Origin of the sequence: Bradyrhizobium sp. Gha, assembly GCF_900113735.1 — a bacterium.
In the GTDB taxonomy this organism is placed as follows: Bacteria; Pseudomonadota; Alphaproteobacteria; order Rhizobiales; family Xanthobacteraceae; genus Bradyrhizobium.
This window is the reverse complement of the sequence record NZ_FOQM01000004.1, coordinates 155863-181984: the sequence shown is the minus strand read 5'-3', so window position 1 is coordinate 181984 and position 26122 is coordinate 155863. Positions and strand designations below refer to the sequence as shown.

Sequence of the window (26122 nt, the reverse complement as noted above, 5' to 3'; positions counted from 1 at the left end):
GCTGGTGCGATGGAGAAGGCGGACGCCAAGCCGTTGCTCGAGGCTTCTCATGGAATGGCTGAGAGCAGAGGCGGAGACACCCCTGATGGTCGCGGCGCGACGGAAGCCGCCTGCACGTACAATCGCCAGGAAAGCTTCCAGCTCAACAAGGTCGGTTCGGTTACTCATATCGAGATCGATGCATTCGGCTCAACAGTTAGTCAATTTGGATTCAACAATCCGGCCTTCGGTGACCGGCCAGACCCCGCAGTCCGTCCATCCTCCACCAAAGCACGATCTGAGAAAAGGGTTGGTCTTCAACAGTTTCCGATGGGTTCGCCAAGTCACTTGTGGCTAGGCCGGTCAACATCCAAGCGTCAATGGTCGACGCTGGCCATTCCTCTGCAGCGACGATGCACCCATCGTCCGGTAAGACGGATTTACCTGACTTTGACCTCTCCCCATTCATTTTCAAAACTGTCTGGAAAATTCCCGACCGCTGGGTGGGCCAGTGCGAACACATGGGGGCGAATGCGGATGGCTGGGCCTATCAAGAGAAAACCGACGGGCAATCTCATTCTGCCCCTGCGATTTCGTGCGAAAATTGTAGCCGGATTCGGGGCGGTTCTCGTCATCCTGGCCATCAGCATGGCGTTCGCCTATTTCGGGTTCGAGCGTGTCTCCGATGGAGTCGGGTCCTTCCGGGTCAGTGTTTCGGAGGCCGATCTCGCACGCAATATCGATCATGAACTGCTGGCCTACCGCTCGGGTGCTCGATACTTCGTGGTCACTGGCAAGGAAGACGATGCGAAGGCAGCGCTGGCTGCCGAGGCCAGCTTGAAGAACGCCATCGATCAATCGGTCAAGAACACCAAGGCGCCGGAGCGCCTGGAGCGTCTCAACAAGCTGGCAAAGGAGTTCACCGGCTTTTCGGCGACATTTTCCAGAATCCTCGAACTGAAACGTAGCAGTGCGCTGATCGTGCATGATCAACTCACGCCCAACGCGAGCCTGCTGAAATACAAGTTGGACGATATCCGTCTTGGTGCGTCCGACACCGAGACCCAGGCTATTGAGTTCGGTACTAAGCAGGTCAACACGCAGTTTCAGACCGCGAACGCAGCCGCCAGCAATTTCTATCTCAGTTCGGATCAGTCGGTAGCAGCAAGTGCGCTCGGTGGGCTGAAATTAGCCGAGAATTCGTTCAAGGCGATCTATTCGGCGGACGAGAAGGTCGTAGCCGGCCTCAGGGAAGCCAAGGCGTTGCTGCAAGCCTATCGCGAGGCGCTGGAAAAGCTCATAGCGAATGCCAAGTCCGTCGATGAGCTTGTGGCGGAGATGGGCAACTCGGCCGGGACGATCATGCAAGGTTCGGCCGCGATGAAATCCGATCTCCTTGCCGAGCAGCGGCGACTGGAAGCCGAGTCGGAACAGGCCATCGGTCGGACCGAGCAACTGATCGTGATTCTCGCGGCCGGCGGAATACTTCTTGGCGCTGTCCTTGCTCTCCTGCTCGGCGCGGGCATCTCTCGCCCAATGATCGCGATGTGCAATGCGATGCGAAAGCTGGCGTCGGGAGATTTTGACGTGGTGTTGCCGGGGCTTGGCCGAGAGGATGAGCTCGGTGAAATGGCCGCGGCGGTAGAAGAGTTCAAGCTGCAGGCGATTGCCAAGGCTGAACGGGACGCCGCAACGGCGGAGGCGCAGAATCGGGAGCAGGCGGCCTCTCGACGCGCCGAGCTGATTCGATTCGCCGACCAATTCGAGAGCGCGGTCGGCTCCATCGTATCAACCGTCTCGGCCTCCGCAGCGCAGCTCGAGACCGCTGCGACGACACTGACGCGGACCGCAGAGACCACACAGGGGTTGTCGAGCCAGGTAGCCAACGTTTCCGAGCAGGCTTCCTCCAACATGCAGTCGGTCGCTACCGCGACGGAAGAGCTTTCTGCGTCGGTCGAGGAGATCGGTCGGCAAGTCCAGGGTTCCAACCGTATCACGGAAGCTGCCGTGGTGCAGGCCAAGGAAACCGATGATCGCATAGCCAGGCTGTCCCGCGCGGCGCAACAGATCGGTGACGTCGTGAAGTTGATTACAGCGATCGCCGAACAGACCAATCTCCTGGCCCTCAACGCCACCATCGAGGCGGCGCGCGCGGGTGAGGCAGGGCGGGGCTTCGCCGTTGTCGCGAGCGAGGTCAAGTCGCTCGCGAGCCAGACAGCAAAGGCGACTGACGAGATCTCGGCCCACATTGCCGCAATGCAGGGCGCCACGAGCGAGTCAGTTGGGGCGATCAAGGAGATTGGGACTACGATCGATCAGATATCGGCGATTGCAGCCTCGATCGCGAGCGCGGTCGAACAGCAGGGCGCCGCTACCCAGGAGATCGCGCGTAGCGTCCAAACCGTCGCGCATGGCACGCAGGCTGTGGCAGTCGATATTGGAAAGGTCGATCGCGCTGCAACCGAGACCGGAACTGCTTCGGACGAGGTGCTGAGTTCGGCCAAGACACTGTCGACCGAGAGTGTGCGTCTCCGGACCGAGCTCGATCGCTTCATGGCCAACATACGGGCGGCTTAGCCCGAAAATACTCAAAGGAATGACTCACTTTTAGACCGCGCCCTCTTGTGAAAGGTACTCGGTCCGCGGTTGTAGTCGGTATCGGTGGTTGCGCCTTCTCGATTCGAACCTGTTGATCGAAGGCTTGGTAGTCGCGGTTGACCCGGTAAGGTCCGATTAACGTGTTCGGATATCAATCAATATGATCCTGCGTCGAATGCCCGCTTTGGTTGAGTGCCCACTCAATTCGCAGATTGTCAGCAAGTCGCAGCCTGGTCGCCCGGCCGATGTGTGCCTCCCCTCAGAACCATTAGCTTTTCGGCCTGCCATCATCAATGCGGCTGCCAGACCGAAGCCGCCTTAAGGAAGGCCAGGGTCTCATCTGAGGCAAGCTTGTCGGCTGGCGGAAAGTAGCTGAGCTTGACGACCACCGTGCGCGTCGCAGGGTCGACAAAGATGTACTGCCCTTGCAGTCCAATTGCCATGTACGCCCCCCCGTTGCCAATCGTCCACCACTGGTATCCGTAGCCCCGTGGCTCCGAGTGCGCCGGATCGGTAGGACGGATCGACTCCGCGATCCACTCTGAAGACAGAATCCGCTGACCATTGGCGACTCCCATGTTAAGCATAAGAAGACCCAACCGGGCGAAATCGCGAAGGGTCGCGTTGAAGCCTGCACCGTTGAATTCTCGACCTACGCCCGGCGCTCCATCCATAATGAAGAAGCCATCGGCCTCCGCGCCAATCGGTTCCCAGATGTGCTTCGACATATAAGCGGCCAAATTGCTGCCCCCGCTCACGCGCTCCAAGAGGAGGCCAAGCACCGCCGTGTCCAGCGTTTTGTATTGGAAAACCTCGCCTGGCAAATGCTTTCGGCTGATCGTGCGTGCCGCATCCGCAAAGCGAGCGACGTTCTTGACAAGTGCTTCGATGAAGCCGCTCGCCGCCACCCCCGGGTTTTGGAAATCGTACCGCTCTTCGTAGTCAACGCCCGATCGCATTTGCAGAATCTGCCGGATCGTCGCGTGTTCGTACCCGCCCCCCTTTAGTTCCGGCAAATAGGAGTCGATCTTCTCATCGAGCGAATTGATCCGACCTTCGGCCAGCGCACAGCCAACTAACATTGAAGTTATCGACTTCGTCATGGAGAAGCCGATGAAGCGAGTTCGATCATTCGTGTTGTTGAGATACCTCTCGAAGACAATCTTTCCATCTTTCAAGACGATAAGTGCGTTTGTGTACGATCGTTCAAGGAACTGATTAGCCTGGAACGTTTTGCCGTCGTACTGATAGTTGAAATCAAGTGCGTGCTCTTCTCGCGGAAGCTGCCAGACTGGACCGGAGCGCGCGACCGTGCGTGTCGTGAACAGTGTATCCATGCTATGGAAAGTAAGGGCGTTGATGCCCGCATCGAGCATCCCGAAACGAAGGTTCTGTATGCCAATTGGTACATCCGACACTGGATCTTGAGCGATTTGTGGTTTCAGCACCTGCTCCGCCACCGCGCGCCCGACGAGCGTCACCCCCGTGCACGCTAGAACCAGGGAGACAGCAATTCGTTTCGACAAGCGTGCCTTCATTTCCGTTCTCCTAGCCGAGGATCGCTGCGCGTTGTGCTCGCGCTTAACCGTTGCGAGCAGATGAAAGAGGTTGGGCCGCCATGACGATGGCCGCTAGGCCTTTCAGCACGAGCGGTATGGATCTGAGCGACTGGCGCGGAGCTCGGCTGCAGGCGGGCGTGGCTGCTGGTCAAGAGTCTGCGGTCGCGCACGGCGTCAGCACTTTGCAAAGCGATCACCTCACGAGAGGCCCGGCCGGCGCCACGGTACAACCGATGGCGTTGAGGGCTTCGACTAAAGCCAAGCCGCTGCATGCGGCAACTGAGCAGCTCAGCTGACGGCTGCATGAAAGCTTTGGCTGATCAATGCAGAACTTGCGACAGAAAATCTCGTGCTCTCTGCGTCTTGGGCTGACGAAAGAACTGCTCCGGCGTGCCTTCCTCGACTATAGTGCCATCATCCATGAAGATTACCCGGTCGGCGACCTGTCTGGCGAAGCCCATTTCATGGGTCACGCAGATCATCGTCATACCATCGCCTGCGAGTTCTATCATCGTGTTCAGCACTTCCTTGACCATTTCCGGGTCGAGCGCCGAAGTCGGCTCATCCAAGAGCATGATTTTCGGCTTCATGCACATCGCCCTCGCGATGGCGACACGTTGCTGCTGACCACCGGAGAGTTGGGAGGGATATTTGGCAGCCTGATCGGCAATCCTTACCCTTCTGAGATAGCTGATTGCGACTTCCTCCGCCTCGGCCGCTTTCAACCCCCTGACAAGCATCGGCGCCAACATACAATTGGCAAGCACGGTCATGTGAGGAAAGAGATTGAAGCTCTGAAACACCATGCCGACTTCTCGTCTGACCTTCTCTATATTCGTCAGCCGATGGTCGAGCAGGCATCCCTCTACTACGATCGAGCCGCCATCATGCTTCTCGATGCGGTTGATGCATCGAATCAATGTTGATTTTCCAGACCCTGAGGGGCCGCAGATCACGATCTTCTCTCCGCGATCCACACTCAGGCCGATGCCCTTGAGCGCAGCGAACGAGCCGAATCGTTTGGTGACTGCGGACATGACGACCGTGCCGCCCTCGCTTGAGCCGCTTTCCATCGCTCGCACGCTCATCTCCATCTCTCTGGCTTTGTATTGGGGATTGACGGCAATGACACCTTGAGAGTCCGGTACTACTAGTGATCGGGTACGCCCGGCAAAACGGGTTGAAACTCCTTGACGCTCCGCTCCTCATTCCGGTGGTCGGCTGACAACCGCACCTCAAGCCTGCGCAACAGCCAGCTCAAGCTGGTGGTGATAGAAAAGTAGATTGCTCCTGCCGTCAGAAAGACCTCGTAGGGCGCAAAGGTATTCGAGACCTCAAGGCGTGCGGCGCCTGTCAGATCGAGGAGGGTGATTGTGCTGGCGAGTGAAGTTGCTTTGATCGTCAGGATGATTTCGTTTTCATAGGCCGGCAGTGCTGCGCGCACAGCGAGCGGAATCGTAACCTTGCGTTGAGTCTGGAGCCACGAGAGCCCGAGGGCTTGCGCGGCCTCCACGAGCCCCTTCGGTACCTGCCTCAAGGCACCAGCGACGATTTCGGCCGTATAGGCGGCAGAATTCAGACCCAGTGCGATGATGACGCACCAAAAGGGGTCACGAAAAATCGGCCATAAAACCGAGTTTCGGACGAAGCCGAACTGGCCAAGTCCGTAATAAACGATGAAGACTTGCAGCAGAGAAGGGATCCCGCGAATGACAAGGATATAAATACTTGCCGGGCCATGGAGCCAAACCGATTTTGCATTGCGTGCATAAGCGAGAGGCACAGCTAACATCATGCCGAGAAGCAGGATGAGTATGGACAGGCGTCCTGTCATTCCCGCTCCCTTAAGCAGTTTCGGAAGCGCGTCGGCCATGATCGAGAAATCTAGCATGGCGCTCTCACGCAAAGCCTCGATTGGACCGAATACCGGCGTTGCGGAAGCCCCAGGACACAACACTCGTAATGATCAGGTACAGGATCGCTGCCACGAAATAGACGAGGAACGGCTGCCTGGTCGCACCGGAAATCACGGACGACGTTCGCAGCAGTTCCTCAAGTCCGATGACGGAAATCAAGGACGTCTGCTTGATCAGGATGATGGCAAGATTCCCGAAGCCTGGTAGGGCCAGCCGCCATGCCTGGGGCAGGATGATCCGAAAAAACGCGGCGCGTCGCGATAGTCCAAGTGCATGCGCCGCTTCAGTTTGTCCGCGCGGCACTTGTCCTATGGCGCCTCGAAAGATATCGCCGGCATAGGCGGCAAAAATGAAGGCAAGGGCCGCTACGCCTGCAGCGAACCCGTTGATGTCCACATATTCGCCGGTGAGCTTGGTCAGCGCTACTGTGCCGCCGAAATAAATCAGGTAGATGACGATGAGGTCGGGCACTCCCCGAACTACAGCGGTGTATGCTTCAGCGCTGTAGCGAAGGGGCTTCGCACCATAAATTTTTGCGGTCCCCAATGAGATGCCGAGTACGGTTCCGACAACAAGTGCTACGAGGGCTACCGAGAGCGTAGTGACCGCACCAAAAATTAGCTGCAGGCCATAACCCGAAACCCACTCCATCGTCATAGCATCGACCTGCTGACTTTTCGCAAGGTGTTGTTCTCAACCTTGCGACGGATCAGCTCACGGATAGGCCCTTCATGCCAGGCCTGAAGCTTTCCTTTGGATGTTCTCTCGTTTGCATAGACGATCCAGACGTCATCGGGAGAACCGATCACCTGGTCCACCCGCACCCGATCCGGGTATTGTTCTGCATATTCGAGGTAAACGAGAGCGGAATCGTATTTTTCCTTGAGAAGATTCTCAAAAATGACGGGCAGCGAAGGCTCGGATACCCGAATCTGCCACTGACTGGTGTCGATGTAACTCTCGGTCGCCGGAGCCAGCAGTCCGATAGACTTCGGCGTTTCGACATCCGAACGAGTGAGAACTGCTAGGTCCTTGCTACGACAGATGAAGCTGTCAACGGCGAACATCTTTTGGAAATGCGTACCGAGTGTCGGAGGCGTATCGGGATGAACAGCACACTGAAGGAGGAAGTCGTAGTCGCCATTGATCAGTCCCTGCATCGCTACGTTGAAATTTGGGACGAGAACAATGTTTGCCTCTGGAATGTCGTGAAACTTGATGTACTCCTTGGTTACAAACTCATGGTTGGTCCCGGCCGGCCCGAGAGTTGCGAAGGTGATCATCGAATTTCGCCTGCACATCTAAATGCGTTCAACATCCGTCTTAGTCGTCTCGAACGCTTGATTGCTACATGAGCGGGAAGTCAAAGTATTTTTTCACGATCTTGTCGTAAGTCCCGTTCGACAAAATCGTATCGATGGCAGAATTCACCTGCTCCAAAAGTTTGGCGTCATCTTTGCGCAGAGCGATGGCGTTTCCTTCACCGAGAAGACCGCCGGTATATTCCGGACCGACCAGTTCATAGTCAGCCGCTTGCGGACTCTTGAGGAATCCGAGCAACGAGGTCACACGATTGGCCAGAAGCAAGTCGACACGACCTGCAATTAGGTCCATTTCGACATCAGTAGTCTTGTCATAGCGAACAATCTGCGAATCGGGATAGGTCGCCGACAAATAGGCGTCCTGAATGCTACCGCGCTGTACGCCGATCACACGGCCCTTCAAAGCCGCGGGGCTCGTGTCTGCAAAAGTACCCTTCCTGGCAACAAACTGGCTGGACGTATTCTTGTATTTCTTGGAAAAGGCGACCTGTCGCCTGCGTTTTTCAGTAACGCCCATGCTTGCGACAATCATGTCGTATTTCTTGGCATTCAGGCCAGGAATCATTCCATCCCATTCCTGGGCGACGATCTTGCATTTGGCCTTCATGACTTCGCACAGCGCATTTGCAATATCGACATCCCAGCCGGTCAAAGTGCCCTTGGCATCGACAAAGCTCCACGGTGGATAAGTGCCCTCGGTAGCGATGCGCAAGTCCTGAGCAATCGCACTTGACGCAATGAGCGTCGAAAGCGCAATGCCAAGAGCAACAATCTTACGACTCGAAAACTTCATTTTACTCTCGTGTCAAACGTCCAAGCGCAGCCAACTCGCGTAAGTGTCCGCTCCGGGGCCTGAACCGTCAACGTCGCTGAGAATATTTTAACCTGATGCAAATCTGCTGCCTGACCGCTGCGAAAGGCCGCCCGTAGAGCGAGGACACAGTATAGTGCTGGGCATACTACGGTGCTGGGGTAGTAGCCTCTTGTTTGGGTGCCGATATCGCATACTGTGGTGCTTCCTCTATTCGTCATTCTAGCGGAGGGTATCGTTTGGCCGGGGGAAAGCACGATAGGAAGCCAATAGAAGGCAAACGTGTTCGCAGGGGCGCACTCTCGGTTATGACCAGACCGGCAGCGAAGACAAATGCGCCGGTCGACACCCATCAGTATGACTCCGGGAAAAGGAATGCTCTGGCGCTGGCTGTTGGCAAAGAGATCAAAAGCCTCAGGCTGAGCCTGAATATGGCGGCAAATCAACTTGCCGAAGCCGCAGGTCTATCGAACGCCATGCTATCGAGGATAGAACACGGGTCCGCCACGCCATCCTTCACGACTCTGGCTTCGCTGTCGGCGGCACTTAGAGTGCCGGTATCGCGACTCTTTGCGGCCCACAATCAACCCACCGACTATTCTCTCGTCCGATCGGGTAAGGGCATCAACGTGCGCCGGCAGGCTCATCGTTCAGGCCTAAGCTATCAGTTGCTCGGGCATCTGTTGTCTGGCGAGAAATATATCGAGCCCTATCTCGTGACGCTGACAAGTGATTGTTCAAACAACCCGGGATTTCAACATACCGGCATCGAATTCATGTATGTGCTGGAAGGGTCGATGATCTACCGTTATGGCGACGCAGTGATGGAGCTTCATCACGGAGATACGCTTGTATTCGACGCCAACTTTGTGCACGGCCATGAAAAATTGCTGACGCCGACGGTCCGCGTTCTGTCGGTGGTGTTCAATCTGCGCACGTGATCCAGGCCAATGCAGCGAAGTACCATGATCGTGCGGCGAATGCCTATTTTCGGCCGAATACCGAACCGACGACGGTGTATGTGTCCGTGAAGGATTTCTGGATCGAGTTGTAGGAATTCCTCCATTTGCGATCGAGGGTCGCAGCTTCTGGAATCCATCCGTTTATCTGCGGGCCCTTTTGACGAGCGTGGATTTGAGCGCGATCGCGAGCGGGGGCATTCAGTCGTTTTCTTGCCAGCGTTCAACTACGACCTCTTCTTCGTGGACGAACAGGAGCTTCCGCCAGAGCGGCTTCCCGGGGTCTGCAACATCAAAGCTTGTGGTGGTGGGATTGACTGGCGTGTGGTGCCGCAGTTCATGGAGAACGCTGCGGGGCGGTCGCGCCCGGACATGAGATGAAGTTGTACCTGCCGTCTATTGATATGAACAGCGAGTGAATGCCGCCGCGATCGAGGGCAATTGTCGCGGGGGTAAGACGATCGAAGACCTAGGCCGCAGCGATCCACTTGCGCAGGCCGGCTGTAGTGCGAAATCCGCCGGCGGCGTAGCAGCGCATGAACGGGTGGGAGGCTCGCATCATCTCTGCGAGCGCATGGCCAGGGCCGAGGTCCAGCACGTGGGTGACGCCCAACTCTGCGAGCGCCTCCAGCGTTGCCGCCCAGTCGATGGGATGCGCGACTTGGTTGGCCAATTTCGTCGTGGCATCTTGGGCGGCGAAGATACGTTCGCCATCGCCGCCGGCAAGCAGCACGCGACCGCTTGCGACGGCCGCGTGCCTGCTGGCATCGAGCGCGTGCTGAAGGGGCTTGCAGGCCCGCACGAGTCTTGTCGTGTGCGATGCGATCTTCACGGTGAGAAGGCCCGTGCGCGCGCCTTCCTTGGCGGTCTCGTCGCAGATCGCGATGACCTCCTCCTCCGGACCGCCGATCACATAGAGAAGGTCGGGGTTCCTGATCGCGATCTCGCAACGATGCGTCGTAAGCAGCGGTTCGAGCTTCGCCCGATTGAGCCCGCGAACATAGCCCAGGCGGCCATCCAGCACCGCCGCATCTTGCATCAAGCGGGCGCGAATATCCGTGAGCCGCAAGGCTTCATCGGCGGTCCAGATCCCGGCGATGCTCCAGGCCGCCATCTCGCCGACGCTGTAGCCCGTGACCGCGGTCTGCTCAGTCAACAGGTCCGCGATGCAGGCATGGATCGCGAGCGTCGACGTGACAGTCAGGATCTGGCTGGGATGATTGGCACAGAGTTCGTCCGCACTTCTTCTCCTGATGAACTCCCGCGGATCCGCTCCTAGAAGGGTGGTGGCCGCAGCGAAGATCGGCTCGGCTGCGGGCTCGTCCGCGACAAGATCAAATATATTACACGAGAGCGTCCCTTGTCCGCCGCAGAGCAGGGCCAGCATCAGACCTCCAGCCGATCGACGAACAGCACCATCGCCAGCAGGTCGGCGGAGCCCCCGGGACTGAGATTGCGGGCAACGAACGCATCGTGAATGTCGCCCGCACGCCAGCGCCAATCCGGCGACCCAACGCCGCCGGCCGCGAGGAAGCTCGCAGCGCTCTCTTGCGCGAAGCGCAATCCGTCCGCTCCGCCCCGATGCAGCAGGTTGGTGTCGATGACCTCGGAGATAAGCCGCATGCAAGTCTGAACGCGCGCGGCTTCTTCGTCATGCGGCGCAAGCTTGCGCGCGGCATGCAGCGCGGGCAGGGCGATATCATACATCGACGGAAAGCCGTCGGCGGCTTCCGCCCTGGCGCCGCCGGCTCCGTAGCGCCGTCCGGCCATTGTGCCATGGCTGCGCAGCGAGATAGGGCCCGACAGGATGTCGGCGCCCCAGCGCTCCCTCACCATCCGTCCGAGCGACTTGCGGATGCCGACAGAATTGCGATAGCCAGCCGCGGCGCAGAGTAGACCCAGCCCGAAGATCGCGCCCCGGTGGGTATTCACGCCATCTGTTGCGGCAAGCATCGCGCGCTCGGCGCCAACGCCGATCGCGCGCAGCCGGTTCATGCCAGCGCCCTCGGCGCCCGCGGCGGCGAGTTCGCTGAAAAACGGCATCAGGGTTGTGGCGCTCCGGCACAGCAGCGCGGCGTCCATGTCGCGATGCGCGCCGTTGTCGACATGACTGACGAGGCCGGGCTTTGGATAAGTCTCGACTTCGAGTTTCAGAGAGAGTGACGCGAGATGGCCGAGCTGCTCCGCATGGAGCGCGCGTCCCGGCCGCGATTGCCATCTCAGCACTGGGGTCATGACACCTGACCCGCGAGGAAGGCCGCGGGCGTCGTGGTGGTGCGCCTGCCGGCCCTTTCACAAGGACTTCGTCCTCGTCAGCACCGGTCAGTTCGCGCCATTGAACGCCACCGGCTGGACCCATGATCTCGCCATCTAGCCGCATCGGTGCCTGCTTTGCGATTCCCCCAATGCCGGACAACAGGATTTCCGCCTGCTTCACTGATGCCAGGGGCCACAGCAGATCGAGATCCGAACTGTCTGAGAGATAGGGCGGGTGAGGTGCTGCCAGGCAAGGCTGCCATAGCTGCGGGTCTCCGGCAGAAGCGTGAGGAGCTTGTCGATGGTAGGGTGCCAGGAAGCTGGCGCCGCGGCGGCGGCATCGGCCAAGAGAGGCGGCGGCGCGGACGCGACGATATCGATCGCGGCGAGCGAGACTGCAATGCGCCGCTTGCCATGGCTCGGCGGCAGCGGCAATCCGAGCGGAACGAGACCTTCAGTATCGCTGCAGTCGGGACGGCGGGCGACGAGCGGGCGTCCCGCATGCGCCCAGCTCGCGACGATCGGCTCGCTGGCAAGTTCGGGATAGCGGTTCATCACCGCAGCCCATCCCGCGGTCGAAGCCTTCACCATGCTGTGACGTGCGAGAGGTTCGAGCATCTTACGCCCCCTGGTGAGAAGCAGCAGCTCGCGCAACGCGCTCGGCAAGTCGGCGGCCTTCCTCCGTCCGCCGCGCTCGGCGCCGAGCCGGCCGCGATCATCCGGGCCGTGTGGCCGTCGCAGCAGGGCGGCCAGTTGTGGCGCCAGAGGCGTGGCGTCGTCCCAGACGATGTGGAGCCGCCTGACATCACCATGTTGTCGAGCCCGGGCGCGAACACCGGCGTCGCTTCCGCCTTGGCCTTGATCACCTCGATCGGAAGCTTGGTGACGCGTGCCATGGAGGGCAGATCCATCACCGACGGATGCGCACCGGGCAGCGCCACCAGTGTGCCGGTCGCAAGCGCGGTGACGATGAACGCGCCGGCCGCGCTGCCGCCATAGAGCAGGCCGATGGTGCGGTGCCCTTCGGCCTCCGCCAGCAGCAGGGTCTTGGCGAGATGCGACAGATATTCGCTGAGGCAACCGCGAAGCGCGTGCCCCATGGCGTGGTCGGGGTGATCTCGCCGTTCAACTTCCCGCTGGTCCTCTCGATCCGCGCTATTGCCGCAGCGCTCGCGCTCGGCAACGCCGTCGTCCATAAGCCCGATTCTCGCGCGGCAGTATCAGGCGGCATCATCATCGCTCGCATCTTCGAGGACGCCGGTCTGCCCAAGGGCGTGCTGCAGGTCGTTCCTGGCGGAGCTGCAGCGGATGAGGCGATGTGCTCCGATCCCAACATCGCGATGATCTCCTTCACCGGCTCGGCGGAAGGCGGCAGCAAGGTCGGTGAGGTCGCCGGCCGGCATCTCAAGAAGGTGCAGCTCGAACTCGGCGGCAAGAACTCGCTGATCGTGCTCGACGATGCCGATATCGACGTCGCGGCGTCCAATGCCGCCTGGGGTGCCTTTCTGATCAGGGGCAGATCTGCATATCGACAGGCCTCGTGCTGGCGCATGCCGATATAGCCGACGCGCTGGCGACAAAGATCGCCGAAAAGGCGCGGCATCTGCCAGCGGGCGATCCCTCGCCCGGTCAGGTTGCGCTCGGCCCGATCATCAGCGACGCGCAGGTGGCGAAGATCCAGGCGATCGTCGACGACGCGGTGGCGAAGGGTGGGCGGCTCCTGGCCGGCGGCGGCCACGACGGACGCTATTACCGGGCGACCGTGCTCGCCGACGTAAAACCCGGCATGCGCGCTTTCGAAGAGGAGATTTTTGGACCTGTTGCCTGCCTCGTCTCCTGCGCGACCGACGACGAAGCGGTCGAGCTTGCCAACCGATCCGACTACGGTCTCGCCGCCGGCGTGATCTCCGGCTCAATCGCCCGGGCGCGCGCAGTCGGTGATCGCCTTGCCGTCGGTCAGCTCCACATCAATGACCAGACGGTCAATGGCGGGCCGTTCGCGCCGTTCGGCGGACGCGGCCGTTCTGGCAACGGCAGCCGCATCAGCGGGCCGGCGATCTGGGAAGAGTTCACGCAGTGGGTGTGGACCTCCGAGAAGCCGCAAGCGACGCCTTACCCGTTCTGAACTGCTTCGCAACCCTGCACGGCCTGCCGCCCCCGTGCCGCAAGCCTTCCAATTCAAAACGTCCGATTACTGGAGACCAGGATGAAGATCCGTGCCGCCGTCGCCCGCGAAAAGGGCGCGCCTCTAACGCTTGAAACCATCGACCTCGAAGCCCCGCGTCCCGACGAGATCCTCGTTATGGTGAAGGCTACGGGCGTCTGTCATACCGATCTCGTCGTCCGCGAGGGCATGTTGCCGACGCCGCTGCCAGTCGTCCTGGGCCATGAAGGTGCCGGCGTGGTCGAGGCGGTTGGCGCTGCCGTCACCAAGGTGAAGCCCGGCGATCACGTGGTGATGACGTTTAACTCCTGCGGCGCGTGCCCGAGCTGCCAGGACCATGCCGCAAGTTATTGCCATGAATTCTTCCCGCGCAAACTCTTCGCCGCGCGCGCGGACGGATCGAGCGCCCTGTCGACCGACGGTGCGCGGATCAACGGCAATTTCTTCCAGTCGTCGTTTGCGACCTATGCGATCTGCCACGAGGTCAATGTGGTGAAGGTCGCGACGGACGTTCCGCTCGAATTGCTCGGTCCGCTCGCTTGCGGCGTTCAGACCGGCGCCGGCGCGGTGATAAACGCGCTGAAAATTTCGGCTGGAAAGTCTTTTGCCGTGTTCGGGTCCGGATCGGTCGGGCTCTCAGCGCTGATGGCGGCGCATGTGGTTGGCGCCACGACCATAATCGCGGTCGACACCAATCCGACGAGACCCGATATCGCCAAGTCGCTCGGCGCAACGGATGTGATCGATCCGCGCCGGGCCAATGCAGTCGAGCAGATCATGCGGATCACCGGCTCGGGGGTCAATTTCGCCCTCGACACCACCGGCTTCGGCGGTGATCCGCAATGCCGTGGAGAGCCTTGGTGCTCGCGGCGCCTGTGGCATTCTCGGCGCGTCCGGGCCGGACGCGGAGATCGTGCTCAACGAGATGCATTTCATGAGCGCCGGCCGTCGTTTGATCGGCATCGTCGAGGGCGACTCCAATCCTGACGTCTTCATCCCGACGCTGATCGATCTCTACCGGCGTGGCCGTTTCCCGTTCGATAGGATCGTCAAGTTCTACACGCTCGATCAGATCAATGCGGCGATCCACGATACCGAAGCCGGTGCCGTGATCAAGCGAATCGTGCGGATGCACTGAACGCAACTGGAGGAAGCATGTCCAAACAGCAACTCGAAGCGATTCTGCAGGTGAGCGCGCAATTCCCGCCGCCCGCTGGTGGCAGCCCGGCGGATATGCGCGCCTGGTTCGAGGCGATCAACGCGCGGACTCCGATCCCGGACGGCGCCGTGATCGAGCGGGTGCTGGCGGGCCCTGTCGGCGGCGATCTGATCCGCTACCCGAATTCGGACGGCAAGCGCCTGATCGTCTACTTCCACGGCGGTGGCTTCTTCTTCGGCTCGTCGCGCTCGCACCGTGTCGTCGCCGCCAATCTGGCGCGCGCGTCAGGCTTCAGCGTTCTCGCCGCCGACTACCGGCTAGCGCCAGAGCATCCGGCGCCCACCGCGCATGACGATGCCCTTGCCGTCTACAAATGGGCGCTGGCGCAAGGCCTTGCGCCAGCGGCGATCTGCCTGTCGGGCGATTCGGCGGGCGGCAATCTCGCGATATCGACGGCCATGCGGGCTCGCGACGAGCGCCTGCCCGGACCGGCCGCGTTGGTCGTGATGTCGCCAGCGCTCGATTTCAGCGGTGAGAGAGAGTCGTTCCGCACCATGACGGACGCTCCGCTGCTCACGCCGCAACTGATCGAGCTGTTCAAGAACGTCTATTTCGGTGACAGCGAGCCGACCTCGCCCTATCTGGCGCCGCTGAACGGCGACCTGTCAAAATTACCTGCGACGCTGATTCATGCCGGATCATGGGAGCTCCTGCGCGACGACAGCGTGCAGCTCGCAGAGCGACTGCGACAGGCGGACGGTGCAGCCGAACTGAAGATCTGGGACGGCATGTGCCATTCGTGGCAACTGTTCGCGCCGATGCTCGACGAAGCCATGGCCTCGATCGAGGAGCCGGCCGTCTTTGCGCGCAGACGCCTGGCGCCCTGACATCGCGCGGACGGCGCGGCGGCCGCAGCACGTGCGGAGACGGCTATCGTCAGATCGCAACCAGCACCGAATGCTGGTATCGGTGGTTGCGCATCCCCCCGCAACCACAGGTTCTTACGATATCGGCGCAGGCTCGAGTCTGCGCCCCTCCCTTAATCGGCATCACCTTCTTGGTATCGAGCGCCAGTAGTCGATCCGATCCGCCCAATGTTGCATCAGCTTCGCGCGCGAGCCAATCAGCGCGAGCGGTGCATGCCTCTTGTACAGACCTTCCAGGGTTGAGTTGTCGAGATGCGCAAGCTGCAACTCGACAGCATCGCCATCCCATGCCTTCGCATCCTTGATCTCCTCGTGGTGAGACAGGGTCGAGAAGGCCTATTTTTCAAGAGCTTCCGAGTTTCCTCGCAAGAAAGCACACCGCTACTTCCTGGCGGCAACTTCGGCCTGCAGATAGGCGAGTTTATTTTGCCGCCGTTGATGATCGGCGTACCGCAAAAATGGCAATGTTTCGCCAGATATTCCTCGGGACGATCGCACATCGCGCCGAACATTTCACTCCGAGATAGGTGGCCTACCTTTGCTCTCGTTTCGACCCTTGGCAGCGAAGATGATATTCATCCACGCTGTCGAGTTCGATCAGGACCTTGCCTCCCATCTTGTAGTCTCGCCCGGCATTGATGGCTAGTTAGTTCTGGCGTGACCTGCACGGGCGATCTCCCGGTCGCTTCCATCGTCACCCGGCATTCGCACGTGGCCTTTTTTGAACTGAAAATCGGACGCGCTGCACTGCTTTGATGAGGAGCATCGCTCAGGGAGGGAATGGCACAATTTTCGCGATAATTGTCACTCATGCATCTGGTCAGCTTCAAGCGGCCGCAAATATTAGTTGGTTCTATGAATGTCTGCGAAGTCATCGAGCGGCGCATTCGATCCGCACCTTCAGGTCCGATCCGGTTTCTGAAAAACGCGTGCTCGTTTAGTGTTTCATCGGAGATAGTGGGGATTTTTTCTTCAGAAATTAAGTCCGATAACCGACCAAGCGATACTTGCTTCTGTTCTGCAGATAACGACGGTAGTCCGCTGTCAAATGGTTGTTCAGAACCGGACCCGCGCAAAAATGGCGCGCGTTCCGTCTAACGCCCTCAACCAAATCACGCAAATTTCAGCGAATCAACCTGTGTGCCGGAGGAGCAATCAGCTTCTCGAAAGGTAACCTTCGTACCATTCGGTCTCTAGATGCCGATCTCGCCCATGACTGAACTGGTCGAACCCAACGTACCCGCTCGGCGGATTGGCAAGACGCTTTGCTACTCGCAGGGAGAGCATAATGGATTCGAATCGAATAAACGGTGGCGGTTCGCCAGAGTCCGAGGCCTACGTCTCTAGACGGGAGGATCATGATCTATTTAGGCAGGCATTGAATGAAGCCAGATCATTGTCTGCGGCGCCTGTACCGGCAAAGGCTCCGATCTGGAGTTCGAGCGATCCGTACGGGAACTTCTCACGTGCGGGCTACTCTTGGAACAACGACGTGTGGGGCGCTGGCGCTGGGCCTCAGACGATTTCTGTGCGTGCAGTCAACCAGTGGAGCGTGTGGTCAGACCAGCCTAATACTGCTGGCATCAAGAGCTATCCGCACGAGGCTTTCAACATCGGGAAACCGCTCAGTTCAATCAACGCTCTCCAGTCAAGCTTTAATCAGGATGTTCCTGCTCAGGGCGCCTGGGACGTCGCCTACGATATTTGGGACAGCTCAAACCAGCATGAGATAATGCTCTGGACCAATTACACCGGAAATCCCGACGGCAGCGGTAACGTCAAACCAATTTCTTTTCATTATCGGCAGGATCCATCTGGGGCGGCGATTCCGGTCTACACCAATGTCAACGTGGGCGGAGCTACCTGGAACGTGTTTGAAGGCTTTAACGGTCATAAGGTCATCTCACTCCTGTGCACGTCAAAGACCAACAGCGGGACAGTGGACATCAAGAGCATCCTGCAGTGGATCAAGTCGAAGGGCTACTTCGGCGACATCAACGTCGGTAGCGTTCAATACGGAGTCGAGGTCACCTCGTCCCCAGGGGGAATGAACTTCAATTTCAACAACTGGAGCGTGGCGTCAAAGTAAAGATCCGCAGGCGGTGAGATCATCCGAAAGACATTAGGTGTCGCACGAGTGCAGCGCACCGATCTTTTGCCAGCGGCTCTGCGGCTCACTGCGTTCCAGAAAACGGCGATTGATTCAGCTCCTCCACGCCTTCGTCCACGCCGCGGGCGGCGGCAAATCCAGCGAGGTGTGCACACCTCAGTCAGACAACTCGAGGCCGACGTCCGTACCTTCATCGACCTGCACAACAAAAATCCGAAGCCCTTCAAGTGGACCAAGTCTGCTGACCAGATTTTGGCTTTCGTCAAACGCTTCTGCCACAAAGCCCACCAGACTTTATGTGACGAACTTTAGAGTCGCGTGACTATCTAGTCAGATTTACGTCAGGTGCGGGGCATATTCCGGCATTGCAGCGTACAATCGTACAAAGCTGACTCGCACGTCAGGTTTGTGGCGAGTGCGGTCCTGTCGACGCGGCGAAGGAGCTCCGCTCTGAAACAATAGTCTTTGAGGCCGTCGCCACGGGCCTCTATGCCACCATCGTAATCGGCGCATTCTAGCTCGCATGGGAGATTGATTTTGACGAGACCCGACTGGAGAGCGAAGGGAGCCGGCGGATCAGAGATGGACTGGTCCAGTCCTGAAGCAGATCTTGGCGGCGGAAACGATCGCTCCGAGTTCAGTTCTGTCTTGCAGAAATTGCGCCCTGAAAATCAGGACCTGGCTGCGGGCTCGGCCGGAAGGCCGACTTCGGCCAGCGATGCCCGACGCCGCACGTCAACCGATCCTTCCGTAAATACGCATGTCGACGAGCCAGCTTTGCGGTATTTGGCGCCTCGCGGCGCGCCAAATTGGGAAGAAAGTTCGTCGCGTTCAGGTGCCGAGAGCCGCCGTGCCGAACAGCCCAGGAGTTCACGAGGTGCCTCTTCCTCGCACGGGCAATCTATATCGGACCTGGAGGCAGGGCCAAAGCGGCGGCGTCTGGATTATGTCGCCCCGCAGGGCACGCAAGCTGCGATTTCAGAACAGCAATGTAACGCCGCTCTGGACGCCATTTATTTCGCTCGCGACATTGCCGAATTCTCACGTGCAGTGGTGGAAAACGACAAGCGGCTGCAGCGGGTGGACAAGAAGATCCATGCGGCCTTTATACAAAAGGCTGCCGCCCAGTTCAGAAGCCAATTTGTCGCCCACTTCGAGGACGATATCCGGCGCAGGGAATCCTTCGGTCATGCCACGGCATGCAACGCTGTGACTCGCGAGGCCGGCGGTCAGGAAGGCCTTGAAGCTTGCAAGGCGGTGGCATCTCGGGTGTCGCAGCTTTCCAATACGTTACTGCGCGAACTTAAGCCCGCTGCTCTTGCGCTGTTCGCGACATCATTCGGCCGGCAACAGCAGTCGAAGACATGCCGCAATGGAGTCATCAGAATTGCCGAGTTTTGTCGCGATGAACCCAACGTACTTGTCGCGGCGAATAGCCAAAATCTCGCGCTGCTGGTGAACGGTTTCAGCAAGTGGACGCAGGAGGCGGGAACTCGTGAGGGCACGGAAGCTATCGCTCGCGTTGTCCGTCGTGCCGGCCGCAACAGCGAGCTCTCTGATTTTGAGCAGAAACATTTGGCGATGCTTGTGAACGGGTTCAGCAAATGGCCGGACGCGCCAGACTGTCGCGACGGCACGTTTGCGGTCGCGTCTGAGGTTCTTCGCCGCCGTGAGTTCGCTCTGTCCGGTTTTGAGCCGCAGACACTGGCGAATCTGGTAAGTGGCTTCAGCAAGTGGCCGGACGAGGCGGACTCGCGCGAGGCCACGTTGGCGATCGCGAGTGAGGTGCTCCGCCGCGACCGCCGTGCTCGGCTCTCGGAGTTCAATCACCAGAATCTGGCTAACCTGGTGAACGGCTTCAGCAAATGGCCGGACGCGCGGGACTGTCGTGACGCTACGCTTGCGATCGCGGGTGAGGTCCTTCGCCTCCACGAGCTCTTCCATTTTAAACCGCAGGAACTGGCAAGTCTGGTGAACGGTTTCATCAAGTGGTCGGACGCGCCGGACTCGCGCGATGCGACGTTTGCGATCGCGGGCGAGGTCCTGCGCCGCGGTGCCCGGCATTTTGAGAGCCAGCACTTGGCGATGCTTGTGAACGGCTTCAGCAAATGGCCGGACGCGCGGGACTGTCATAACGCTACGCTTGCGATCGCGGGTGAGGTCCTTCGCCGCGACCGTTATGCCTCGCTCTCTAAACTCACTCACCAGCAAGTGGCCAACCTGGTGAACGGCTTTAGCAAGTGGCCGGACGAGGCGGATACGCGCGACGCCACGTTTGCGATCGCGGGTGAGATCCTTCGCCGCGACCGCCATGTCCGGCTCTCTGAATTCACCTACCAGGAACTGGCTAACCTGGTGAACGGGCTCAGCAAGTGGGCGGATGCGCCGGACTGTCGCGGCGCCACGGTTGCGATCGCGGGCGAGGTCCTTCGGCGCGGCGAGCGGCTCTCGCATTTTACTCCGCAGGAGCTGGGAAACCTCGTGAACGGCTTCAGCAAGTGGCCGGACTCGCCGGACTGTCGGGAGGCGACGTTTGCGATCGCGGGTGAGGTCCTTTGCCGTGCCGAACTCTCTCATTTTTCCCAACAGCACCTCGCTAATCTGGTGAACGGTTTCAGCAAGTGGCCGGACGCGCGGGACTGTCGCGAGGCCACGTTTGCGATCGCGCATGAGGTCCTTCGCCGCGGCGCCCGGCTCTCTCATTTTACTCCGCAGGAACTGGCGAACCTAGCGAACGGCTTCAGCAAGTGGCCTGACGCGCCGGACTGTGGCGACGCTACGGTTGCAATCGCGGGTGAGGTCGTTCGCCGCGGCGCGCGCGGTGAGTTCGCACTCTTTGGTTTCAATCGTCGGGACTGTGCGCACCTGGTGAACGCCTTCAGCAAATGGCCGAATGCGCCGGCCTGCCGCGGCGCCACGGTTGCGATCGCGGGTGAGGTCCTTCGTCGCGGTGTCCGGCATTTTAGCCACCAGCACTTGTCGAATCTGGTGAACGGTTTCAGCAAATGGCCGGACGCGCCGGACTGTCCCGAGGCCACTTTTGCGATCGCGCGTGAGGTAGTTCGCGCCGAACTCTCCGATTTTGCCCCGCAGGCACTGGCAAACCTAGTGAACGGGTTCAGCAAATGGCCGGACGCGCCGGACTGTCGCGGCGCGACGTGTGCGATCGCGCATGAGGTCTTTCGCCGCGCCGAACTCTCTGATTTTACCCCGCAGGGATTGGCAAACCTGGTGAACGGCTTCGGCAAGTGGCCGGAGGCGCCGGACTGTCGCAAGGCTGCGTTTGCCATTGCGGGCGAGGTCCTTCGCCGCGATGTCCGGCTGTCTGATTTTACTGCGCAGGGGTTGGCGAACCTCGTACACGGCTTCGGCAAATGGCCGGAGAGTGAGGATTGTCTCAAAGCCACGATGGCAATCGCCGGGGAAACCCGTCAGCATCAGCTCTCTAATTTCCCCCCGCAGGCAGTGGCGAACCTTCTGAACGGCTTCAGCAAGTGGCCTGAGGAGCCGATATGCTGTCAGTCCACCATGGACATCGCGCGCGAATTGGGGGCTGGAGCGCAGCGATTTGGTGTGTTCACCACGCCTGAGCTGGCTATGCTCGCCAATGCTCTGTCCCGAACGATCATGAGGGCGGAGGAGAGTGGGGAGATTACGGATGCCGCTCTGCCGAAGGGTCGGTTGCACAAGCTCGCCCACTACCTGCACTATGATAGTGATCGCCTGTTGAAGGCTGAGGTTCTGAGCATCACGAACATTTTCAAGGCGCTGGGTAAGGCTGGCCTATTCGATGATCTCGGTTTGCTCGCGCCGACAGGCTTGAGTCGGCTCTCTGAATTGCGTTCAGCTCCTGGTTTTTCCTCCGAGAACAACCTAGAAACCATGGGTAATCTGAGTGCTGCTCTGCTGCCGCTGGCGCGCGGCCTAGAGAAGCCACTGCGCTGGCACCGCAGGCAGGCCCTCAACGTGCTCAACGATCTTCAGCCCTTGCTCGAGCAAAAGATCAAGGCGCATCTGAACGCGGGTGATGCGGAGCGGAGCCGTGGGCCCCTTGCGAGCCGGAGGCCCGCTTTATCGATCTATCAGACGCTCAAGGCCCGTGCGGCGCTGGAGAGATTGTTCAGGTCACCCTATGTCGAGGGCAACGGGGCAAATTTACGGGCCAGGCAGAAAGAGCTGCAGCGCGGCACGAGAGAGATCCTGGCTGGCGCTCGCGAGCTGATTCAAGGCGATCTGTCCAGCATGAGCTGGAATCTGATTGCGCAGATCGAGGCGGACAGTCCAGTGGATGCGCTGGACTTGTTCATGGAGCAGGATCCGGCGACGATCCAGGCGCAACATCCTCCGTCGGTGTTCGACATGCATCAGGTATTGCGAGCCATGGACCACGCCCCGAGGTCGCCGCAGGGTGAGGCGGGAAAGATGCAGTTGCCAGTCGTGGACATGCATGGGCGGCCGTTGGCCACGGAGCCGGAGACGCGGTACTCGATTTTCCATCGCATGACTTCGGGGGTCCTGCCCGTCGTCGCGGTACAACTGCCGGCACCCCCGAGCGCCTTCATGCTTGCGCGTACGATAAATGTAAACGGTATCCCATACCGGATGGACCTGTTCGGAGGCAGCAGGTTAAAGCCGCCGCGATTGACTGTGTCTCAAATTGCGAGCCGCGCTCCAGACGAGCAAGCGAAGCCTTTGGCGGGAAAGCTGCTGGCGATTCCCTATGCCGAAACCGCGCCGGGTACAGCATTCGAGCAACTGTCGCGGGCGTGGGCCCCTTTCAAAGAGGCCTATTATTATACTCAGCGCAGAGGCTTCGCGGCGCCTCCGGCGATCAAAGGTCTGTCACCCCACGACTCCGCGCTGGAAGGCGCCTTCAAACTGGTGCTGCTGCCGGACCGCCCTGCCAACGAGGAGCATCCCTTCCAGCTGAGGGGGCCGGCGGGACCCATTGCATTGCGACCGCACGACGGCTGCGGCTTCATCCGCGCCTCGCTGGCCACGCTTATGCCAGCTGTTCGCCGGGCCGGCGAGCGGGAAGGTCCTGACCGTGTGCATGCCTTTGCCGAGGGAACGAGAGCATCCTTGCCAGCGTTGGCCTTGCAACATTATCCGCGCAGCGAGCAAGTAGCGGATGAGGCCCGACAGAAGGCGATGAGCTGGCTTGAAAGCCGGGTAAAGCAAGAACTGACGCCGGAGGAGCTTTTTCGCGTCGTAACAGCCGCGAACATCAATGGTCCCGGCGCCGTGGCCATCCCATCCGGTGATTGCTGTCTTCATGTGCCGAGGCTCAAGAGCGAAACATTGACCGGTGGCGGCGTGCTGATCGGGCGATCGCCCTACGACAAGCCCAACCTCCGCCCGTTCGCCCCCGATCGGGTCAGGTCAGCCGCGGATGGGGACCCGACTGCGGCGTTTCTCGATCAGTGCGTGACCATACAATACAGCTTCAACGTCGCGCAGAAGTCGGGGGAGGAGCTGGCAGTCGATGATCCGACTTTCTTTGCCAAGGGGCTTCTGATCGTGGTGCCTGATGAAATGTGGCCGGCCGACTTCGCCGACCGTGGCTTGGTGATGTCCGCCGAGGACGTCAAGTGCCATTCGAGCTGGATCAAGGGCAAGGACCGCGTAACCGCGGACAGCGCGCTCGATTGTATCGGGATCCTGCAGGCCACTGAGATCTTCGCTCCGGGGTCCCTGGTTGCCATCCCGCCTGATGAGCAGAAAAAACTCGACGGCGACTTCGATGGCGATACGGCCATTATCATTGCCGACCGGCCGCAGCTCTACGAGCATGTCAGGCAATTCGACCAAGAGGAGCAAGCTCGAGGCCTCCGCTCGCTCAAGCCACCAAAATCCCATACCCCGGCGATTGAGGGCGGTCGCTATAATTTCGGTCGCGCCAGCCAGATTCTCGCCGCAACGCGGAACGTTCTGGAAACCTATACCGGCCTGCAGCGAGGTTTTCTGGCTCAATCACATGAAGCCCGGCAGTGGTTTGCCGAACGTGCCATATTCGGCACGTACGAAGGCATTGACCGAGAGCTCAAGCGAGACATCCGCGGCCTGCTGGAGCAGGAACAGGTTAGTGCTCATGACGTCAGGGACAAGCTCGAGAAGGCGCGGCACGATATCGAGCTGGCACACCATCCCGTCGCGCGCGAGACGGCCGAGTTGCTTCTCACCGAACTCGAGGCTTGGGCGGCTGGTCTCGACGAGCAAGTTTCGCCCGAACTCCTGCCCGCAACAGTCGCCACTGGGAGTGAGAGACAGCTCGCAATGAGCCAAGAGCTTTGCGAGCTGTTTCCGCCGCTAGCCGAGACCTATCCGGCAACGTCTCACCCACGGGACCGCGTCCAGCTTCTGGTCGATCGTTATCCTACGCGCATCGCCCCCCGACCGGATGGTTACATGCCGCACGATCTCGTGCAAAGTGCAAAAAACCTGCTGAGCATCGGCATCAAGGTCGGAACTGACGCGTACAAATCCGATACTGGCGCTTACGCCTTTATGATCAAGAGCAGGCAGCTTCAGCGCCTGCTGCAACAGACACCCGGGTTGAAATCGGCTCCATACACCAAGAGCTTGGCGGCGACCCTCAACCAAGGTCGTTTCGATGTCGATGCGGCATTGGAGGATCTCAAGGACAATCCGACGCTGGCGGCTTCGGTCATGCAAGCCGCGATCAAGCTTGCTGCCGAGCGGGGGATTCTGCACGAACCCTCGACCCTAACGCTTGCTGCCGAAGATGTCGCCACCACAATCACGTTGACTCGCGAGGAGGCGGCACAGCGCGCCCAAATGGAGACTTCCCGCGCTCAAGCCGAAGAGAAGGATATCACCCGGATGGCAATGTCGGTTGCCGAAGCCCTTAAGGGAGCCGGCATCGAGGTGAAGATGCCCCATTTGGCTAAGCGTCTTAGATCGACAAGCTCAATGACAGACGAGCTCACCGGAATCCAGGCCAGCTCTGAGACCGGTGTCCAGCTTTTCAATAACGCTGTACGGCACGTCTTCGAATTCTCTGACAGGGATTTTACACGTGCCTTCAAGAAAGCCATTCTAGCGTTCGGCGAGAGCGGGTATAGCGACGTCAGCACGACTAACTGGTTCAGGACGCGATCGCGGACCTTCGCTGGCATTAAGACAGTGCTCGCCACGCCTGGCGGTTACCGTTTTGAGCTCGAGTTTCACACGGCAGACAGCTACAAGGCCAAGCTCGACAATCATGAGACGTACAAGGAGCTGCAGAAGCTAAGACGGCTGCAGCGAGGGCGCGAAGAGCCCGCGGATGAGTCTATAGCCGAGCAACTCCTGGAGCGCGTGCGACGGGCGTGCAACAAGGTTGTTATCCCCGAGGGTGCCACAGAGATCCCCCATTGGGAAGCCGAAGCCCGCAACAGCGTTGGCGCTAGCTCTGCTCGTGTGTCGAACGTGGCCCGGCCGACACGCGCAGCGCGGTCGGCACGCGCAACAGAGATTGTTGGCGCCCTCCACAACCGCCCGATCGTGCTCGTTGGCATGATGGGGGCCGGAAAATCCACTGTGGGACCTGAACTCGCAAAGCAGCTGGGCCTGACGTTCGTCGACTCCGATAAAGAGATCGAGGCGAAGACTGGCAAGTCCATAACCAGGATTTTCGCGGAGGACGGCGAGGCGCATTTCAGGAATCTCGAGGCGAATGAGATCAGCCGGCTGCTCGATCGGGGGCCGCTTGTGCTCGCAACCGGGGGCGGAGCCTTCATGACCGAAGAAGTCCGGCGTCGTGTCGGCGAGAAGGCGGTCTCGATCTGGCTTAATACCAACGAGGACGTGATCAGGCGCAACCTGCGACACGACACCAACCGTCCGAAAATACAAACCGCAGACCGGGACGAGATGATCACAAAGCTGATGGAGCAGCGCAATCCTGTGTATAAGCTCGCCAATCTCACGATTGCCCCACAGGACCGGCGGGAACTCAAAAGCGCGGATGCTTGTCTTGGCGAGCTGCACGGTTATCTCTGCGCCGGTGGCGGGCTAGACGCTGGGCAATCTGGCTCGGTTAAGGAGGAGCCCGCCGCCTCAAGCGCCCTGAGGACGCGAGCTTCGGTTGCGCAGGAGCAGATGCCATGACCCACGTCACTAACGACTGCTATGGCTCCCCGGTCAAACATCCATCGCAGTGCTGGATTTGTGCTCGATTTTCAGTCGACACCACACGACTTGTGATGTCAAACATTTCAAATCTGAGTTTGTACCCGGGAGCCCTGGCCGATGCCCGACGGGGCCACGGATTTGCCAGGTGACGATATCGTGGCCGATGAGGCGCAGAGCTGGTTGGGCCACGCAAAGTCATCTGCTGGCAGCGAATGATCTTCAGGAGA

The 26122-nt window shown here is 59.8% G+C and carries 14 protein-coding genes and 6 pseudogenes; 8 read left to right on the top strand and 12 right to left on the bottom strand.

All coding sequences use genetic code 11. The features are described from left to right. Window positions 1–30: 30 nt before the first annotated feature. Window positions 31–168: pseudogene (locus BM222_RS43260) on the bottom strand (LysR family transcriptional regulator); the annotation flags it as partial. 348 nt (window positions 169–516) lie between these two features. Here BM222_RS43260 and BM222_RS08880 point away from each other — a divergent pair. Further along, a complete protein-coding gene (locus BM222_RS08880) occupies window positions 517–2556 on the top strand; it encodes a methyl-accepting chemotaxis protein (RefSeq protein ID WP_092227893.1) in 2040 nt (679 codons plus the stop codon). A gap of 311 nt (window positions 2557–2867) precedes the next feature. On the opposite strand, the gene BM222_RS08875 is transcribed toward BM222_RS08880, so the two are convergent. From BM222_RS08875 to BM222_RS08845, 6 genes are all read right to left on the bottom strand, one after another. Further along, the gene (locus BM222_RS08875; protein WP_092227892.1) at window positions 2868–4115 is read right to left on the bottom strand and encodes a serine hydrolase domain-containing protein; all 1248 of its coding nucleotides are present in this window, start codon (window positions 4113–4115) and stop codon (window positions 2868–2870) included. 341 nt (window positions 4116–4456) lie between these two features. Beyond that, the gene (locus tag BM222_RS08865; protein WP_502690879.1) at window positions 4457–5209 is read right to left on the bottom strand and encodes an amino acid ABC transporter ATP-binding protein; all 753 of its coding nucleotides are present in this window, start codon (window positions 5207–5209) and stop codon (window positions 4457–4459) included. Window positions 5210–5286: 77 nt separating this feature from the next. Beyond that, on the bottom strand, window positions 5287–6027 hold the full coding sequence (locus tag BM222_RS08860; RefSeq protein ID WP_092227889.1) for an ABC transporter permease: 741 nt from the start codon (window positions 6025–6027) through the stop codon (window positions 5287–5289). A 7-nt stretch (window positions 6028–6034) separates the two neighbouring features. Continuing rightward, window positions 6035–6709 (bottom strand): ABC transporter permease, encoded by a 675-nt coding sequence (locus BM222_RS08855; RefSeq protein WP_092227888.1) that lies wholly within the window; start codon window positions 6707–6709, stop codon window positions 6035–6037. After that, window positions 6706–7335, bottom strand: a complete 630-nt coding sequence (locus tag BM222_RS08850; RefSeq protein ID WP_092227887.1) for a type 2 periplasmic-binding domain-containing protein — start codon at window positions 7333–7335, stop codon at window positions 6706–6708. Before BM222_RS08850 ends, BM222_RS08855 begins: the two co-directional genes overlap by 4 nt. 64 nt (window positions 7336–7399) lie before the next feature. Next, window positions 7400–8167, bottom strand: a complete 768-nt coding sequence (locus BM222_RS08845; protein WP_092227886.1) for a transporter substrate-binding domain-containing protein — start codon at window positions 8165–8167, stop codon at window positions 7400–7402. Window positions 8168–8493: 326 nt separating this feature from the next. Here BM222_RS08845 and BM222_RS08840 point away from each other — a divergent pair, with 326 nt between their 5' ends. Next, entirely contained in the window at window positions 8494–9126 is a 633-nt protein-coding gene (locus tag BM222_RS08840; RefSeq protein WP_092227885.1) for a helix-turn-helix domain-containing protein, read from the top strand. Between the two features lie 487 nt (window positions 9127–9613). On the opposite strand, the gene BM222_RS08835 is transcribed toward BM222_RS08840, so the two are convergent. From BM222_RS08835 to BM222_RS08820, 5 genes and pseudogenes are all read right to left on the bottom strand, one after another. Then, entirely contained in the window at window positions 9614–10531 is a 918-nt protein-coding gene (locus BM222_RS08835; protein WP_092227884.1) for an acyltransferase domain-containing protein, read from the bottom strand. Continuing rightward, entirely contained in the window at window positions 10531–11379 is an 849-nt protein-coding gene (gene mdcB, locus BM222_RS08830; RefSeq protein ID WP_092227883.1) for a triphosphoribosyl-dephospho-CoA synthase MdcB, read from the bottom strand. Before mdcB ends, BM222_RS08835 begins: the two co-directional genes overlap by 1 nt. A gap of 103 nt (window positions 11380–11482) precedes the next feature. Further along, window positions 11483–11581, bottom strand: a pseudogene (locus tag BM222_RS43000) (malonate decarboxylase holo-[acyl-carrier-protein] synthase); the annotation flags it as partial. Continuing rightward, a complete protein-coding gene (gene mdcG / locus BM222_RS08825; protein ID WP_349509852.1) occupies window positions 11578–12018 on the bottom strand; it encodes a malonate decarboxylase holo-[acyl-carrier-protein] synthase in 441 nt (146 codons plus the stop codon). The gene mdcG and the pseudogene BM222_RS43000, both read right to left, overlap by 4 nt. Window positions 12019–12063: 45 nt before the next feature. Next, a pseudogene (locus BM222_RS08820) lies at window positions 12064–12542 on the bottom strand (biotin-independent malonate decarboxylase subunit gamma); the annotation flags it as partial. On the opposite strand from BM222_RS08820, the pseudogene BM222_RS43255 reads away from it, so the two are divergent. The 6 genes and pseudogenes from BM222_RS43255 to BM222_RS08790 all read left to right on the top strand — a co-directional run bounded on the left by BM222_RS43255 (window position 12456) and on the right by BM222_RS08790 (window position 25871). After that, window positions 12456–13525: pseudogene (locus tag BM222_RS43255) on the top strand (aldehyde dehydrogenase family protein). The pseudogenes BM222_RS08820 and BM222_RS43255 sit on opposite strands and share 87 nt — an antisense overlap. Before the next feature lie 81 nt (window positions 13526–13606). Next, window positions 13607–14702 (top strand): annotated as a pseudogene (locus BM222_RS08810) (NAD(P)-dependent alcohol dehydrogenase). 17 nt (window positions 14703–14719) lie between these two features. After that, window positions 14720–15610 (top strand): alpha/beta hydrolase, encoded by an 891-nt coding sequence (locus BM222_RS08805; RefSeq protein WP_092227882.1) that lies wholly within the window; start codon window positions 14720–14722, stop codon window positions 15608–15610. A 1327-nt stretch (window positions 15611–16937) separates the two neighbouring features. Continuing rightward, window positions 16938–17738 (top strand): glycoside hydrolase family 12 protein, encoded by an 801-nt coding sequence (locus BM222_RS08795; protein WP_092227881.1) that lies wholly within the window; start codon window positions 16938–16940, stop codon window positions 17736–17738. Between the two features lie 147 nt (window positions 17739–17885). Then, window positions 17886–18071, top strand: a pseudogene (locus BM222_RS39890) (IS630 family transposase); the annotation flags it as partial. Between the two features lie 270 nt (window positions 18072–18341). Beyond that, entirely contained in the window at window positions 18342–25871 is a 7530-nt protein-coding gene (locus BM222_RS08790; RefSeq protein WP_092227975.1) for a shikimate kinase, read from the top strand. Window positions 25872–26122: the final 251 nt, after the last annotated feature.

Bases quoted from the DNA above. Each gene is read 5' to 3' on its own strand.
- BM222_RS08845 (WP_092227886.1), bottom strand. From the start codon at position 8,167: ATGAAGTTTTCGAGTCGTAAGATTGTTGCTCTTGGCATTGCGCTTTCG.
- BM222_RS08835 (WP_092227884.1), bottom strand. From the start codon at position 10,531: ATGCTGGCCCTGCTCTGCGGCGGACAAGGGACGCTCTCGTGTAATATA.
- BM222_RS08855 (WP_092227888.1), bottom strand. From the start codon at position 6,709: ATGACGATGGAGTGGGTTTCGGGTTATGGCCTGCAGCTAATTTTTGGT.
- BM222_RS08840 (WP_092227885.1), top strand. From the start codon at position 8,494: ATGACCAGACCGGCAGCGAAGACAAATGCGCCGGTCGACACCCATCAG.
- BM222_RS08805 (WP_092227882.1), top strand. From the start codon at position 14,720: ATGTCCAAACAGCAACTCGAAGCGATTCTGCAGGTGAGCGCGCAATTC.
- BM222_RS08865 (WP_502690879.1), bottom strand. From the start codon at position 5,209: ATGGAAAGCGGCTCAAGCGAGGGCGGCACGGTCGTCATGTCCGCAGTC.
- BM222_RS08795 (WP_092227881.1), top strand. From the start codon at position 16,938: ATGGATTCGAATCGAATAAACGGTGGCGGTTCGCCAGAGTCCGAGGCC.
- BM222_RS08880 (WP_092227893.1), top strand. From the start codon at position 517: ATGGCTGGGCCTATCAAGAGAAAACCGACGGGCAATCTCATTCTGCCC.
- BM222_RS08790 (WP_092227975.1), top strand. From the start codon at position 18,342: ATGGACTGGTCCAGTCCTGAAGCAGATCTTGGCGGCGGAAACGATCGC.
- BM222_RS08850 (WP_092227887.1), bottom strand. From the start codon at position 7,335: ATGATCACCTTCGCAACTCTCGGGCCGGCCGGGACCAACCATGAGTTT.
- mdcB (WP_092227883.1), bottom strand. From the start codon at position 11,379: ATGACCCCAGTGCTGAGATGGCAATCGCGGCCGGGACGCGCGCTCCAT.
- BM222_RS08875 (WP_092227892.1), bottom strand. From the start codon at position 4,115: ATGAAGGCACGCTTGTCGAAACGAATTGCTGTCTCCCTGGTTCTAGCG.
- BM222_RS08860 (WP_092227889.1), bottom strand. From the start codon at position 6,027: ATGCTAGATTTCTCGATCATGGCCGACGCGCTTCCGAAACTGCTTAAG.
- mdcG (WP_349509852.1), bottom strand. From the start codon at position 12,018: ATGCTCGAACCTCTCGCACGTCACAGCATGGTGAAGGCTTCGACCGCG.